Origin of the sequence: Marinobacter salinexigens (assembly GCF_008370345.1) — a bacterium.
In the GTDB taxonomy this organism is placed as follows: Bacteria; Pseudomonadota; Gammaproteobacteria; order Pseudomonadales; family Oleiphilaceae; genus Marinobacter; species Marinobacter salinexigens.
In genome coordinates this window covers 423,911-438,827 of sequence record NZ_VTUU01000002.1, presented here as the reverse complement: position 1 = coordinate 438,827, position 14,917 = coordinate 423,911, and the positions used below count along the sequence as shown (strand labels likewise).

Here is a 14,917-nt window from a genome sequence, read left to right as displayed (position 1 = left end):
GACTATGAGTCGCCCAGAATCTGCAACACCATGCGCCGGTTATCGGAAGACGTCTTACGGAACCGGCGCAGCAGTTCTGCCTCCTCATCGGAGAGCTGAACACGATCAATCTCCGCCTCCAACTCTTTCAACGCTACTGAAAGGTCATCACTGTTACTGAAGGCCAGCCCCGGCAGTTCGAGTTGTCCATCATCACCGGGATCGTCAAGATCCAGCAGATTCTCAAGCGGGGTTTCTGTTTTCAGGCAAAAGTCGAGAAGCTCCGTGACTCCCGGATATCCGCGCTGCCTCGCATCATTGAGTTCCCAGCTTTTGACTCGGGTCTCATCGACTCCACACATCTCCGCAACATCCAGAGTTGAAAGCCGGCCATCTTCCCGAATACGCCGCAATCGACGGTGAAAGGTTTCCAGATACCGCATAGCTAATGCCCACCCTAATAACCCAATGATTCAGAATAGAAACGTGACCCTTAAACAATCAGTCTGCATGTTAAATGACCAGAGAGGTAATAAAAATAACAAGGACTCGACTAATGGCCAACAGCCGGTGATTTCCCTCCCCCTTTCTTTTTTAGTTCGCAAACTATACATTGTTCGGCCTGCCTCTCCCCGAATAAGAAAGACGGAAACCCGATGTCGAACGCCCAGAAATCTGACCTCCTCCTTGTTGTCGTTACCCTGCTTGCGGCTATCAGCTGGATGTTTTCTAAAGAGGCAATCCTTTTAATGCCTCCGCTTCTGTTCTCAGCCTCGCGATTTCTCATAGCGGGAGCGGTTCTTACCGTCATTGCCTGGCCTGCCGTCAGAAAGCTGAACCGGGACCAGGTCAGCCGAAGCGCCGGTGTCGGCCTGGTATTCGCGATTGCTATGAGTTTCTGGGTAATGGGACTGTTCCATATTACGAGCCTCGGAGAAGGCGCATTCCTGACCAGTCTCGGCGTTGTTATCGTACCCGTCATTGCACGACTCCTGTTTAAGGAAGCGCAGCCAACATCGACCTGGCTGGCACTTCCTATCGCTATCGCCGGTCTGGCACTCCTTTCCCTCAAAAACGGATTCAATCCGGAGGCCGGACAGATTTTCTTCGTTATCGCTGCCGCGATCTTCGCGCTTTACTTCACGCTGAATACCCGGGCAGCCAATCAACGAACGGTGGTTAACCGACAAGGGCAAACGATCGAGAAGCAAAAGGTCCCTCCCCTCCCGTTGACCGCTCTGGCTCTGCTTACAGTGGGACTCGTGACACTGCCTATCTCGTTCGCTCTGGAATCCTGGGAAGCCACATTCAGCAACCCTGATCCAATGCTGATCTGGTGGGTTGCGGCCAGCGCTGTCATAGGTACCGCAGGACGCTTTGTGCTGCAAACGCTTGCCCAGAGCCTTTCAGCCCATAGCCATGGCGTTGTCATTCTTGTACTTGAACCTGTGTGGGTTACGCTGTTTGCGGCGGTCTGGTTCTCAGAGATGATGACACCACTGCAAATGGGAGGCTGCGGGCTGATTTTCGCGGCTCTGATCGTTAACCGGTGGAGTGCTGTGAGCAAAGGCATCAAAAGTTTATTGAGGAAGCAAAAAACCGCATAAAGTGGTTGACCGCCCCCAGGCGCATCAGTATATTACGTCTCCGTTGCAGGACAGGACCATAGCTCAGTTGGTTAGAGCGCTACCTTGACATGGTAGAGGTCCCCAGTTCGAATCTGGGTGGTCCTACCAATCTTTCAATAACTTAGATTGGTTCTGCAGAAGTCTTGGCAAAATTTTGGCAATAAATTGGCAAAATAAACAGACTATACAGTATTCAGATTAAGCCGCCTCCGGGCGGCTTTTTCGTGTCTGAACAGTCAGCAAAAGGAGTTTACGCTGCCCTCAGATTATCCCAATATTAGTTAATTCTCGTCGGGTTATTCCGCGCTTCATTTCATTAACGGTCCACCGTTGCCTCTGACGACAGTACGGTCAGTGAGTGGTTCAGACGATTGGGCGGGGCAGTTCACCCCAACCATGCGCTTTCCCATCAACCTACGATGCGATTGACCTTGGCAGATGCCTGTTTGGACGCACCGCCCAAACAAAAAGTTTGCTACGCTAAATGATGGCAAATAGGGAGATGTTTTATGGATGGACTCAAAAACCGGGTTTACACACTTGATCTGCTTCGTTTTGCCGCCGCATTCGCAGTGGTTCTTTACCACTACACCGCCCGTCCAGACGGGGCATTTGATCTGTTCTCTACAGTCAGCCGATTCGGTTACTTAGGCGTCCCTGTCTTCTTCATGATCAGCGGATTCGTCATAGCACTATCAGCCAATGGACGATCTGCGTATCAATTTTGTGTGTCGCGGTTTGCCAGGCTTTATCCTGCCTTGTGGGTAGGGCTTATCTTCACAGTAACGACGGTCTACCTTCTGACAGGAAATCGCACAGACTTATGGACAATGTTTGCAAATGCGACGCTACTGAATGACTACATCGGCCAGCCTGATATTGATGGCGTGTACTGGACGTTGCATGCCGAGCTAAAATTTTATGCCTGCGTGTTTTTGCTGGTGGCAACGGGGTTATTCAAGCACTTCAAGCTTTGGCTTTCAGCCTGGCTCGCCCTGACCGCGGCGCACATGGTGACTGGCCAACCATGGTTTATGGGGTGGTTCATTTCTCCGAGTTGGTCGCCGTTCTTTATAACCGGTGTTTCGATCTACCTGATCCAAGACCAGGGAGCAAACAGGTTTAATGTCGGGGTGTTAGCGGGCGCCCTTATCCTGGCTACCATCCGTGCCTTCAGCTCAGCTGAGAGCTTTATTTCATCCCCATCGCATACCGAAAGCGCTATAGCGGCCAGTGTGATCCTGTTATTCGCGGCCACACTATTGGCCATTGCAGTGGGTAAGCTTGATATGCCTCACGCCTCTTGGGTTGTAACCGCCGGAGCCATGACATACCCGCTTTACCTAATTCATAACCGGGCCGGCAAAGCAATTATCGACTCCCTGCCTGTGCCGGAATGGCTGGGAGTAACGCTGGCAATCGTGTTCATGCTGGCTGTTGCGTTTGGCATCTACCGGTTTATCGAGCGACCAACTGGAAACTGGATCCGCCAATTCGGTTTCAGTCTTCCTGAGCGTATTTCGATGCGGGCTCGCACTGAGCGAGAGCCGGACTAGCTTATTTCCCGCTACACGCGCACCAAATTCAACGATTGTGGCGCAGTTGTAAACACCCCCGTTTTAGTTCCACCGCTGATTAGAACTTTCCGCCAGTGAGTGTTTCGCCAGGCATTCCCACGGCGTCAGGTCCTCCAGTGAATCGTGGAGACGTTCATCGTTGTATTCCGTCATCCAGGATTCGGCCAGTTGATTGGCCTGCTGGCGCGCAGTCTTCTACAACAGCTAATCCGGGTCATTCCAGAGCCTCCAGAATGTGCCGGCAGCACCAGCGATCAATATCAGAACAGCAGGGGCAAGGTATGGCGCGAGCTTTGGCTTGATCGCAGAGGGCAGCATCTCAGCTCAGCTTCTTGGTAAATAAATCTGTGGACAGCTGCTTTGACCTGCCTCCCTCAAACTCGCCTGCCAAATTTAACTGTATTCAACCGCCGCAGTCGCATCAGCGCTAGCCCTTGCCTTTCTTGCGCTATACCAGGACCGCATGGCTTGGAGCGCCGGTTTCTCTACACGCAAAGTGATAACGTGGGCGGCACAAAAGCTGAACACAAGAGAAACACCAATGCTCACAACTGGCGAAACGCCAACGCTATAACTCCATTCTATGATGCCGTAACCGATATTTTGATGGATGAGGTACAGCGAATAACTGATTGAGCCGAGCCAAATCAGTATGGGCTGATTCAACCAAGTCAGGCGCCCCGATATAACCAAGCCAAAAAGCGAAACCCAGACGGTGATGGTAGCTGCCACATCAAGCGGGAACCGAATATAGGCCAACGTTACCACCAGTACCAAACACAACATCGGCAGCCATACGGCCTGCCGGGACCAGATCCGATAAAAAGAAATGCCAGCGACAAACAGCAGGTTGTACTTCAAAAGCAAGGCGCTCTTTACGATCCCGAAATCAACACCAGACACTGCATGGCCAAACGATACCGCAAGCCAAGCAAGGCAGATGTAGTCCACAAAACGAAGTAGCCCGAAGACCATCGCGCCAAACGCCAGAATGTAAAAGGTCAGTTCAATACTCAAAGTCCAATACACGCCATCAACATGCCTATAACCAAGGAATTCATGAAACATGGTGATATTGACCACAAAGGTTGCCCAGGAAACGGCGCGGTCTGCAGGACCAACCATGGACGTAAACGCAAAGGTAACTATCAATGCTGCCCAAAATGCTGGATAAAGTCGGGAAAATCGACTGAACAAAAAATCCATGGGTTTGTCAGCACGACTTATCGTCCAGAAGATCACAAAGCCCGAGATCATAAAAAACAGATATACGCCGGATTTGCCCAGATGTAACCAGTCAGGAACTGCAAATGAGTGACCATACTTGACGTTGTAATGGTAAAAATAATGGAAGACCACCACCATCAAGGCAGCCATCCCACGGAGGGAGTCGAGTTGATACAAGCGTTCTTGAGCCACCGCAACATTCCTTGTCTTACTTCGGGTATAAGCTTAATACTGATTATACCAGCTACATATTTCGTTAACACACTTCGCATAGAGATGTTTTCAAAACTGAGCTCCGAAAAAGCTCAACTAAACCGAGGATCCGTACAGGCTGAACAACGGGACGCCACGCCCACTGCCGCTAAAAGATGCTCCTGCTACAGCTGATCAGGACGTCCGGAACCTTCCTGCCAGCTTCTGCAGCCCATCAGCATTACCCAGCAGAGTATTGGCCGACACGTTACTTTCACGCCCCTTCTCGCTGGTTTCCTTGGACTTGTCAGAAATGGTGACCAGGCGCTTGGTAATATCCTCGCACACACTGCTCTGCTCTTCTGAGGCAGCAGCAACCTGTTCGTTCATTTGCGTGATCTGACCAATAGCCTCTACGACGCGATCAATGGCTTCAACCGCTTCCGTGTTCGCACTCAGGGCTTTACTGCTGCGCTCACTCGAAGTGCGAATAGAGGATACGGCAGCAGACGCCCGGCTGCTGAGATTGCGGATCATCTCATCAATCTCTTCGGTGCTCGACTGGGTTTTCCGGGCCAGGCTACGAACCTCATCCGCAACCACGGAGAATCCTCTACCATGCTCACCTGCCCGTGCTGCTTCAATCGCTGCATTGAGTGCCAGCAGGTTGGTCTGATCTGCGATGGTGTTGATCACCTCAATAACAGAGTTGATGCCCTCAACTCCCTTGCCAAGCTCTTCAACCTCATAGGCCGATGAACCGATGTCATTATTCAGTGCATTCATTTCCGCAGCAGCATTGGAAATAATGCCTTTTGCGTTTCCGGTTTCCTGGTTTGCCTCAGCGGCAGAATTTGCCGCACTGGCAGCACTGGAAGATATCTCGCTGGCCGCTGACGTCATCTCGGTTACGGCCGTGGCCACCTGATCGGTTTCTGCGTCCTGTTCATTGACCAAGGTTGCCAGTGCGTCCGTGTGGCCAGAAATGGTTTCGGCGTTCTGATGCGTCAACCGGGCGTTGCTTTTTACGTCCTGGATCAGATCCGCCAGCAGTTTGATAAAGGTGTTGATGTGCTCGGCCAACTGGCCCAGCTCAAACCGATCGTTGACTGAGACCCTGGCTGTAAGATCGGCATCTCCCGAAGAAAGTGCCCGAACCGAATCTGTAATTTTCGAGAGGGGTCGGATAATCGTCAGGCTGAATCCAAGACCAATAATGGCGGTCGCAATCACCGCAACCAGCGTGATGAGAAGGATCGCGGTAACACTCTTTGAGAGCTCTTCATCGCCCTTGCTCCGAAGTTCCGCCAGAACTGCATCAACATCATCGAAATAGAAGCCTGTACCGATCATGACTCCCCAGCGATCGAGGAAAATCGAATAGGACTGTTTGGGCGAAGCCTCTTCCTGTCCGGGTTTTGGGAACCAATAGGTATAGTAGCCATCACCGGTTTTAGCAGCGTTGACCAGACCACGAACAAGGTAATTGCCCTTGCTATCCTGCAGGTCCCAAAGGTTCTCACCGAGGCCTTTATCGGACTGCCCCAGAAGAACCCGCTCACCGTTGTCCCTGTAACCGAAAATGTATCCGTTTTGGCCAAACTGGAGGTCACGAAGGATAGGCAGCGCCTCTTCCAGAGAGCCTCCGTTTTCATAGATGTGCTTGATGGAGGTGTAAGCCATGTCCATCAGGCCTTTGAGTTCTGCACGCTTAACTTCGGAAACACGGGTTTCGGCAGTACGCATCTGTTCATCCACCAGGCTTTGGGTCTGGTAGGTAAAGGTAAAGAAAAGCACAGCCGCCAGGGCAATAACCGGTGCCATCGCCAGTACCAGCAGGCGACTTCGGATAGAAATAGGCATTAGAACCTCATTAATTATTTGAATCGGTCAAGAAACCGGTTGTAACGTCTTCCCTGACACCTCAGGGCTTTCAATTGCACGAACCCGATTCCTTCCAGCGTTCTTAGCCTGATACAGAGCACGATCCGCCTCATTCAGCGCCTCCTGGATATCTCCACTAGCCATATCGACAGAGGCAACCCCTACACTGATCGTAAATCTAAGTGGCTCGCTGCCATCCAGAACAACGGTCTGTTCTTCAACAGCCTGTCTGAGCTTTTCGGCTACGCCTGTTGCTTCAGGCAAATCACAACCCGGGAGCAAGCATACAAACTCTTCACCACCAAAACGAGCGATGAGATCCGTAGAGCGGCAGTGGAATTTGAGGGTGTCAGCAAGGTTCACCAACAGTTCATCACCAATTTGATGGCCGTACTGATCGTTCACACTTTTGAAATGGTCGACATCGACTGCGAATACCGACACCGCACGACCGTGTTTTTTGGCCAACGCGACTATATCTTTGGCTTCCGTAAAAAAGTATCGACGATTGAACAGCATCGTGAGCGGATCGGTCACAGCCTGCCGCTTCAGCTCAACTTGTGAATCCTTGATTCCCTCAAGAATCCTGATCCGGTAGGCAATGATAAACGCAAGCATCAGCGCCTCGAGGGTGATCCCTATACCAACACCATGGCTGGCAACATAGGTAAAGCCAATGATGCCCTTATAGAAGAGTACTGCGACCCCGTTAAATAACAGGAAGAACGAGTGCCCAATCAGGAAGAACTTCGCAAGTAAGTTGCCTTTGCGTACCAGCGAAATGGTTACCCCCATGGTGACAAGCATCATCAATGCCGCCATCGTACTCGCAGGCTTGAGAGCACCGTGTATATCGAAAAGCCCCCAGGTGAACTGGAGGGTGAGTGTACACAGCATCACCTTCAGTATCAGATGCTCACGGGGATAATCGTCCTTGGTACCCAGGATGGACATCATGAACAATGTCAGGAAGATCGGCATGCTGATCAGCGAAAGGTGCAGCTTGAAAATGCCCGCGCCATAAACATTAAAGACGTTTGCCAGTAATCCATAGGAGAGAGAAATCCAGACCGCACCTGAAACCAGATAAAGGGAATAAAAAATGTTTTCTTTGTTGCTGGACGCGAAATACAGCAGGAAGTTGTAGAAAATCAGGGCGACCAGTACGCCGATCAGGACTGCAATATCATTGTGGGTACCAATCAGCATTCGCCGGGAATGCTCCTGATCGACCAACAGCAGCGTAAACCATTGATGGGAATATGAAACAGTCTGGACATAAAGCGTGCGTGTTGCGCCAACCGGTAATTCAAACTCGTATACCGCACTGCCCCGGTACATCAGCGGGCTGTCTGATGCATCATCCAGATCCAGAACCTGCCTATCGACTAACTCGCCCGAATCCTCAAGATAGAAACCGGCAAGCTTGCTGTGGTACACGTAGGGATGATGCAGGAACAGGTGCCTTGGATAGTCACCCGAATTCACTATCTCTATCCGGCTCCAGACTGCCTTCGGCTCTGTTCCCAAAGACAGGCGGTTCGGCGAAGGAACAAAGGCCTGCTTCCTGACTGAGTCAAAAGCCATTGCCCCCGTTACATCCGCAAAGTAGGCCATCGGAAACGTCGTGAGATTTACTTCTCCATCGCCGATAGAGACCCTTTCCCCACTGTGGGCTGATGCCGCCATGAAACAGAGAAAAATCAGGATAAAAAAACGTTCCACGGTACGCTCGGCAAATGTTGAGGGTCCAGTCAGGGAAAACCAGACGATTGTGATGCAGATCACACTTTTCTTCCATTAGCTCTGGGTGAAAGTTTGTGAAATTGATTTGCCAGATCTGCGCTCCCCCTTGAGCGGGCTTTCGGGGTAAAATCCAGATCAGATGACGCCTCGGCCCTCCACTCCCTGCCGGCTACCAATGAGAAAACACTTCGACATAGCACCGAACTCCCCAACGACCGCTGTAGATGCCCTCGCTGAAGCATCGGGATTACCCAAACAGCGTATAAAGGATGCCATGGCGAAAGGTGCCTGCTGGTGGACCCAGAAAGGCAAACAGGTGCGTTTACGCAAGGCCAAACGCGAACTTAAGGCCGGAACCAGGGTGCAACTGTTCTACGACGACCAGGTACTGGCCCGAAAGCCCGAGTCGCCGGCGTTACTGGAAGATAAAAGTCGTTATAGTGTTTGGTACAAGCCTCATGGCTTACTCTCCCAGGGATCGCAATGGGGCGATCACTGCAGCCTGCTAAGACTGGCAGAAGTAGAGTTGAACAGACCCTGTTTTCTTATTCACAGGCTCGATGCCGACGCTGCCGGTCTGATGCTGATTGCCCACGACGGTAAAGCCGCGGCAGCCCTCTCACAGTGCTTTTCAGGTCGCACCATGACCAAGGTTTACCTGGCACGGGTTCAGGGAATACTGCATGCGGACAACCTGCTGATCGATGCGCCCGTAGAGCACAAAGAAGCCCTGAGCCGCGTTACCACTCAGTCAACCGAAACGTCCAGTGACAGCGGCAACGACACCAGCCTCGTGCAGGTGCAGATAGAAACCGGGCGAAAGCATCAGATCCGCCGACACCTATCCGGAATCGGTCATCCGATTGTGGGTGACCGCCTTTATGGCCAGGCGACGGGAGGAACCCTTCAACTGCTGGCGGTGTCGTTATCGTTCGACTGCCCAGTCACCCGGAAGCCTGTCAGCCTCAGGTTGCCTGATCACCTGAACTCTCTGGCCGACTGAATCCTCCGCCCAGCGCCTTGAACAGATCGACGGCAGCGCTCAGTCGGTTCAGGCGAGCTTCCTTTCGCTGCTGACGGGCATCAAACAAGCTGCTCTGGCTGTCCAGGAGGGTCAGTAAATCATCGGCACCTTCACGGTAACGGATTTCCGTCAGCCGGAGTGTTTCTTCCGCCATTATTTCAATGGTTGTCAGCCTCTGTTCCTGCATTTCGTACAACCGCACTCTCTCCAGAGCATCGCCGACCTCATTGAGGGCCTCCAGCCAGCCAGTACGATAGTTCTCAATCAGAACACGCTTTCTGGATTCGGTAAGGGCAACCGCATTGTCACGCTGCCCCCCATCAAACAGGGTTTGCGAAAGGCTGGCAAGGGCACTTGCCGCCGACACAGGGTCAGCCAGACTGAATGCCCCATCTGCTGACAGTTGCAGCGCACCGGAAATCGAGACGGACGGGAGCAACGCTGCCCGGGCCGCTTCGATATCGGCATCGGCTGCTTTCAAACGAGCCTCTGCGGCGGCCAGGTCCGGGCGCCGTGTCATCAGGTCTACCGGTGATCCCGGTGAAATGTCCGGGATGGACAAGCTATCCAACTCACCGCTATCGAATGCAGGCCCGTAAGGCAGGTTCCCGGTAAGCAAATTCAGCTCTGCCTCCGCCTGGCTGACCGCATATTCAAGGCCCGGCAACTGGTTGCTCAAACTCAGGACAGCGGTCTTTTGGCGAAACACCTCAGAGCGGTCAGCCACACCGTTTCGGAAACGTACTTCGACCAGGGTCAGTGTTTTCCGGGCGATGTCGAGGTTGCGTTGCGCAATCTCCAGTTGATCCCTGGCTTCCAGCAAGCTGAACCAACTGGTGGCAACTGAAGCAACCAGACTCAGGCGGGCTGCGTCAAAGTCATAACCTGCCGCTTCCAGGCCAGCCAGAGCAGAGGCCTCATTGGCAGATAGCCGGTTCCAGAGATCAAGTTCATAGCTCATATCCAACGAAAGGCTTGTGGAGCCATCGGTTTCCGTGCTGGCACCATCAGAGTGACGAGCCTGCTCACTGACGCTGGCCCCTGCCCCGATCGAAGGGTATCGGGGCGCTTCAGCATTCCGGAACTGTAAGCGCGCCTGAATCATCGTCTCGGCGATGGCTTTCAGGTCGGGATTGGCAGCAACTGCGCGTTCAATCAATGAAACCAGTGTCGGATCGCCGAAGGCATGCCACCAATCAGGGTCCAGTGCTGCATGAGATTCCGAAGACTCGCTTACCCCTTCCACATGCCACTGGTCAGGGGCAACCACGGGCAGTTCAATGGCTTTTTCCTGGTATCCGGCACACCCGGCGATCAGCAGGGAACCGGCTAGTACAACAGTTCTCATCCGTTACTCCGTCGCCAATGCCCGAACAGGATCAAGACGTGCGGCTTTCCGCGCGGGCAGGAATCCAAATATCAGGCCGGTGGAAAAAGCACAGGTAAACGCCAATACCGCCGGAAACACCGTAAGGTGAACCGGGGTCCCCAATCCGGACACAACCATCGTGGCGCCGATTCCCAGGGCCACCCCGATCAGCCCCCCGATAGCGGATACCAACCAGGCCTCCGTCAGGAATTGCTGCAGGATATTCCAGGCTCGCGCTCCGGTTGCCATCCGTATTCCGATCTCTCGTGTGCGCTCTGTGACGCTTACCAGCATGATATTCATCACCCCGATACCTCCCACCAATAGCGAGATGGCTGCAATGGAACCAAGGAGCCAGGTCAGAGTGTTCTGCGTCTCCGAGATAGTTTCAATCAGCGAGGCCATGTTCCTTATATGGAAGTCCTCAACTCCGTGGCGCGCCAGCAACAGGGAGTGCACCTGTTGCTGTATACCATCCATTGCCCCGGCACTGGCATCCGAAACGGCAACCGTGATATTCCGCAGGTGGGTCTGCCCGAATATCCGCAGGCTTCCGGTTGTATAGGGCACAAACACCACATCGTCCTGGTCCTGCCCCATCGGCGAGGCGCCCCGTTCCTCCATGATGCCAATGACCTGGAACAGGACATTGTTGACCATCAGGTACTGGCCAAGCCCGTCGCCATCAGGGAACAGTGAATCCGCCACCGTTTTCCCAAGCACAGCGACAGCAGCGTAGCTGTCTTCATCGTCTGAATTGAAGAAGGTTCCGGATTCAAGATTCCATTGGCGAGCGACCGGAAACTGGTGCGAGGTAGCCTTAATCTCGGCCTGATGGTCCAGGTTGCCGAATCGGAGAACCTGGTTTCCGGTGAGTTCCGGTATTGCCGCCAATACCCCCGGCATGTCATTGATCGCCAGGAAATCTTCAGGCACCAGCGTGGTCACACTCCAGCGAGCACCCCGCTGATCAGGGCCGCCCGGGCGTACGAGCAGGAGATTGCTCCCCATGGAGCTGATTCGATCAACAATGTCCTTCTTCGCCCCTTCGCCAATGGCCAGCATGGTGATCACGGAGGCAACTCCGATAACGATACCCAGCAGCGTCAAGGCTGTCCTGAAAAGGTTGCTGTGCAACGAGCGGACAGCGCTTTTAACGGCTTCGAGCCAATGGCCCCAGGATCCACTGCTTTCGGGCTTTATTACAGCCTCCAAAGCCCCAGGCACGGTTTGCGAGCGGCCGGAAGATGCCGTATCGCCGGTAATGACACCATCCGAGATGGTGATCTGGCGCTGGGCGATCGCGGCCACGTCGGGGTCGTGAGTGATCAGAATGACGGTATGCCCCCGGTCAGACAATTCCTGGAGCAATCGCATCACTTCCTGCCCGCTGGTACTGTCCAGAGCACCTGTAGGCTCGTCTGCCAGGATAATCCGGCCACCATTCATCAGGGCCCGTGCGATAGACACCCGCTGCTGCTGCCCGCCGGACAACTGGGATGGCGTATGATCAAGACGGTGTCCCAGGCCCAGTTCAGTCAGTAACTTCTCCGCCCGCTGCTTTCTTTCATTACTCTGGGTACCGGCATAGATCGCAGGTATTTCGACATTTTCCCGGGCGCTGATACCAGGCAACAGGTTGTAGCTCTGAAAGATGAAGCCAAACGCCTCTCGTCGAAGTTCGGCAAGGTCATCAGCGCTCATTGCTGACACAGACTCGCCGGCGAACCTATAGTCACCAGCGGTTGGCTTATCCAGGCAGCCCAGAATATTCATCAGGGTGGATTTCCCGGAACCCGACGGCCCCATGATGGCCACAAACTCGCCGGCGTTTATCGTCAGGTCTATCCCCTTCAGCACAGGAACGGCCAGGTCTCTCTCACCGAAAACGCGGGTAATATCGCTGAGTTCAATAACAGGGGCAGCAGCGGAGGTCATCGCAGCATACCCCGGAAGCCGGGCCCCCGGTCTCCGCCAGATCCGCCGGCAGCCAGAGGGAGCAGTATTTCGTCACCTTCAGTCACGCCTTCCCGGATTTCAATCTGTACCCTGTTGCTGATGCCGGTCTCAACGGCCCTCTCCTCTACCCCTTTTGGAGTCTTAATACGAACAGTCCCCCGGGTTACAGCCGATAGTGGCAGTTGCAACACACCCTGTGCCTGCCTCGCGATGAAAAAGACCTTGGCAGTCATACTTGGCAGGAGTCGGCGACTGTCATTGGCCACGTCAAACAAGGCGTTGTAGAGCACCACATTGTTCTCGACTTCCGGTGTGGGCTCCACGTACTGCAATTCACCATGAATCCTTTGATCGGCAGCGCCCAACGTCGTGAAATAAACAGGCATTCCGGGACGAAGCTTGCCGACATCCGCCTCAGAAACCTGCGCACGCACTTTCATGGTATTCAGGTTAGCGACCCGCATGAGTACCGGTGCCTGCTGGTTGGTATTCAGCGTCTGGCCCTGCCGGGCATCAATGGAAACAATGGTCCCATCCATGGGAGCATAGATATGGGCGTATTCGAGATTAGCCTCCTCGGCGCGGAGGCTCGATTCCGTCTGCTCCATCTGGGCCTGAAGCATGGCTAGCTGTGCCCTGGCAGACGCCAGGCTGGCTTCAGCCGTCTGCAGGGATTCCCGGGTCGTGGCTTCTTCACGGTAGAGATTCTGCTGTCGGGAAAACTGGATCTCCGCCAGTTTTAACTGCGCTTTTCGATCTGCCACCTGAGCCTTCAGGTTCTTCAGTTCTGCACGGGTGCCATCAACTTTCGCCACGTAGACCGTGGGGTCGATTTCCGCCAGCAGGTCCCCTTTATGGACATCCTGACCAACAGTTACGTGGATCCGATCGAGTTGCCCCGAGACCTGGGCACCAACGTCAACATAGCTGGAGGGCTCCAGCACTCCCGTTGCGCTAACCAGTACCTGAAGGTCGCCCCGGGTAACGGTGGTCGTCGGCAAATCTGGACCATGATCACCGCCAGCACCGAACGTGTAATAGCCCATCGTTGTGGCAGCTATCGCTGCAATAATCGCTAATGGCAACACAAAACGCAGCGCCGGGTGCCGGCGAATGGGGCCCGCCATCAAGTAAACTCCTTCTATCAGGGATCGGATCACCTTGCCGCAGACAGCACTGGCTTCCGTGATCATCAGAACTTTAGCGGGATTATCTCAGTTTTATGATGCACCTGATTCGCGTTTACATCGAATTTACGAAGGCACAAAAAAAGCGCACTCCAGTAACTGGGTGCGCCTTTCTTCTACACTCGGGTAGAGGGCTCAGATCTTGTAGAAACTGCGATACCAGTCCACAAAATTGGCAATGCCGTCTTCGACGGTCGTCGAGGGCTTATAGTCTACATCATTGATCAGGTCATCAACATTGGCATAGGTAGCCGGCACATCACCCGGTTGCAGGGGCAACAGATTCTTGTCTGCCTTTTTACCAATCCGTTCTTCGATGATCTCAATGAATCGGGACAACTCCACCGGGTTGTTGCTGCCTATGTTGTAAATCCGATAGGGAGCCTTGCTCGTACCCGGGTCTGGCTGCGCCCCAGTCCAGCTGTCATTTGGCTCAGCAACGTGGTCCAGTGTACGTATAACACCCTCGACGATGTCATCAATGTATGTGAAATCTCTTTTGTGATGACCGTGGTTAAACACGTCGATAGGCTCGCCTGCGAGGATCTTCCGGGTGAAGATAAACAGCGCCATGTCCGGGCGCCCCCAGGGGCCATACACAGTGAAAAACCGAAGCCCGGTAGTGGGCAGGTTATAGAGATGGCTGTAGGTATGGGCCATCAACTCGTTGGCTTTCTTGGAAGCCGCATAAAGGCTGAGGGGGTGATCAACATTATCATGCACAGAAAACGGCATGGTCTCGTTCGCACCGTAGACTGAGCTGCTGGAGGCGTACACCAGATGCTTCACATCATGATGCCGACACCCCTCAAGAATGTTCATGAAGCCAACCAGGTTGGCGTCTACATAAGCGTGAGGGTTCTCGATGGAATACCGGACGCCCGCCTGCGCTGCCAGATGCACTACTCTCTCCGGCTTGTACTCGGCAAAGAGTTTCTCCATGGCGGACCGGTCCGACACATCCTGACGGACTTCGGTAAAGCCGGACTTACAGGTAAGCCGCTCCAGGCGAGCTTCCTTGAGGTTCACATCGTAGTAGTCGTTGACATTGTCAACGCCGATAACCTCATCGCCGCGATCCAGCAGGCGATGGGCAAGATGGGAGCCAATAAATCCCGCAGTTCCCGTAACGAGAATCTTCAACG

At 53.6% G+C, this 14,917-nt stretch carries 11 protein-coding genes, 1 tRNA gene and 1 pseudogene; 4 read left to right on the top strand and 9 right to left on the bottom strand.

The features are described 5' to 3' along the window. Positions 1-2 precede the first annotated feature (2 nt). Positions 3-422, bottom strand: a complete 420-nt coding sequence (locus tag FWJ25_RS06555) for a helix-turn-helix domain-containing protein (RefSeq protein WP_149599450.1) — start codon at positions 420-422, stop codon at positions 3-5. A gap of 213 nt (positions 423-635) precedes the next feature. Here FWJ25_RS06555 and FWJ25_RS06550 point away from each other — a divergent pair, with 213 nt between their 5' ends. From FWJ25_RS06550 to FWJ25_RS06540, 3 genes are all read left to right on the top strand, one after another. Beyond that, positions 636-1,586 (top strand): DMT family transporter, encoded by a 951-nt coding sequence (locus tag FWJ25_RS06550; RefSeq protein ID WP_149599449.1) that lies wholly within the window; start codon positions 636-638, stop codon positions 1,584-1,586. 52 nt (positions 1,587-1,638) lie between these two features. After that, positions 1,639-1,715 (top strand) — tRNA-Val (locus FWJ25_RS06545). 401 nt (positions 1,716-2,116) lie between these two features. Next, the gene (locus FWJ25_RS06540) at positions 2,117-3,163 is read left to right on the top strand and encodes an acyltransferase family protein (RefSeq protein ID WP_149599448.1); all 1,047 of its coding nucleotides are present in this window, start codon (positions 2,117-2,119) and stop codon (positions 3,161-3,163) included. Positions 3,164-3,226: 63 nt separating this feature from the next. Here FWJ25_RS06540 and FWJ25_RS06535 read toward each other — a convergent pair. The 4 genes and pseudogenes from FWJ25_RS06535 to FWJ25_RS06520 form a co-directional block, all read right to left on the bottom strand. Next, a pseudogene (locus FWJ25_RS06535) lies at positions 3,227-3,358 on the bottom strand (IS3 family transposase); the annotation flags it as partial. A 219-nt stretch (positions 3,359-3,577) separates the two neighbouring features. Then, positions 3,578-4,603, bottom strand: coding sequence for an acyltransferase family protein (locus tag FWJ25_RS06530; RefSeq protein WP_149599447.1), 1,026 nt, complete (start codon positions 4,601-4,603; stop codon positions 3,578-3,580). A gap of 195 nt (positions 4,604-4,798) precedes the next feature. Beyond that, positions 4,799-6,466: a methyl-accepting chemotaxis protein gene (locus tag FWJ25_RS06525; RefSeq protein ID WP_149599446.1), complete on the bottom strand. Its 1,668-nt coding sequence runs from the start codon at positions 6,464-6,466 to the stop codon at positions 4,799-4,801. A 27-nt stretch (positions 6,467-6,493) separates the two neighbouring features. After that, positions 6,494-8,275 (bottom strand): sensor domain-containing diguanylate cyclase, encoded by a 1,782-nt coding sequence (locus tag FWJ25_RS06520; RefSeq protein ID WP_246166673.1) that lies wholly within the window; start codon positions 8,273-8,275, stop codon positions 6,494-6,496. Between the two features lie 133 nt (positions 8,276-8,408). Here FWJ25_RS06520 and FWJ25_RS06515 point away from each other — a divergent pair, with 133 nt between their 5' ends. Then, positions 8,409-9,236: an RluA family pseudouridine synthase gene (locus tag FWJ25_RS06515; RefSeq protein ID WP_149599445.1), complete on the top strand. Its 828-nt coding sequence runs from the start codon at positions 8,409-8,411 to the stop codon at positions 9,234-9,236. On the opposite strand, the gene FWJ25_RS06510 is transcribed toward FWJ25_RS06515, so the two are convergent. The 4 genes from FWJ25_RS06510 to FWJ25_RS06495 all read right to left on the bottom strand — a co-directional run bounded on the left by FWJ25_RS06510 (position 9,199) and on the right by FWJ25_RS06495 (position 14,915). Next, positions 9,199-10,605 carry an efflux transporter outer membrane subunit gene (locus FWJ25_RS06510; protein WP_149599444.1) on the bottom strand — a complete coding sequence of 469 codons (1,407 nt, stop codon included), beginning with the start codon at positions 10,603-10,605 and terminating at the stop codon, positions 9,199-9,201. The two genes, FWJ25_RS06515 and FWJ25_RS06510, sit on opposite strands and share 38 nt — an antisense overlap. Positions 10,606-10,608: 3 nt before the next feature. After that, the gene (locus tag FWJ25_RS06505) at positions 10,609-12,564 is read right to left on the bottom strand and encodes a MacB family efflux pump subunit (protein ID WP_149599443.1); all 1,956 of its coding nucleotides are present in this window, start codon (positions 12,562-12,564) and stop codon (positions 10,609-10,611) included. Beyond that, positions 12,561-13,712: an efflux RND transporter periplasmic adaptor subunit gene (locus tag FWJ25_RS06500; RefSeq protein ID WP_149599442.1), complete on the bottom strand. Its 1,152-nt coding sequence runs from the start codon at positions 13,710-13,712 to the stop codon at positions 12,561-12,563. The genes FWJ25_RS06505 and FWJ25_RS06500 overlap by 4 nt, the downstream gene beginning before the upstream one ends. A gap of 195 nt (positions 13,713-13,907) precedes the next feature. Next, the gene (locus FWJ25_RS06495) at positions 13,908-14,915 is read right to left on the bottom strand and encodes an NAD-dependent epimerase (protein ID WP_149599441.1); all 1,008 of its coding nucleotides are present in this window, start codon (positions 14,913-14,915) and stop codon (positions 13,908-13,910) included. Positions 14,916-14,917 lie beyond the last annotated feature (2 nt).

Bases quoted from the DNA above. Each gene is read 5' to 3' on its own strand.
- FWJ25_RS06510 (WP_149599444.1), bottom strand. From the start codon at position 10,605: ATGAGAACTGTTGTACTAGCCGGTTCCCTGCTGATCGCCGGGTGTGCC.
- FWJ25_RS06500 (WP_149599442.1), bottom strand. From the start codon at position 13,712: ATGGCGGGCCCCATTCGCCGGCACCCGGCGCTGCGTTTTGTGTTGCCA.
- FWJ25_RS06540 (WP_149599448.1), top strand. From the start codon at position 2,117: ATGGATGGACTCAAAAACCGGGTTTACACACTTGATCTGCTTCGTTTT.
- FWJ25_RS06550 (WP_149599449.1), top strand. From the start codon at position 636: ATGTCGAACGCCCAGAAATCTGACCTCCTCCTTGTTGTCGTTACCCTG.
- FWJ25_RS06515 (WP_149599445.1), top strand. From the start codon at position 8,409: ATGAGAAAACACTTCGACATAGCACCGAACTCCCCAACGACCGCTGTA.
- FWJ25_RS06555 (WP_149599450.1), bottom strand. From the start codon at position 422: ATGCGGTATCTGGAAACCTTTCACCGTCGATTGCGGCGTATTCGGGAA.
- FWJ25_RS06525 (WP_149599446.1), bottom strand. From the start codon at position 6,466: ATGCCTATTTCTATCCGAAGTCGCCTGCTGGTACTGGCGATGGCACCG.
- FWJ25_RS06505 (WP_149599443.1), bottom strand. From the start codon at position 12,564: ATGACCTCCGCTGCTGCCCCTGTTATTGAACTCAGCGATATTACCCGC.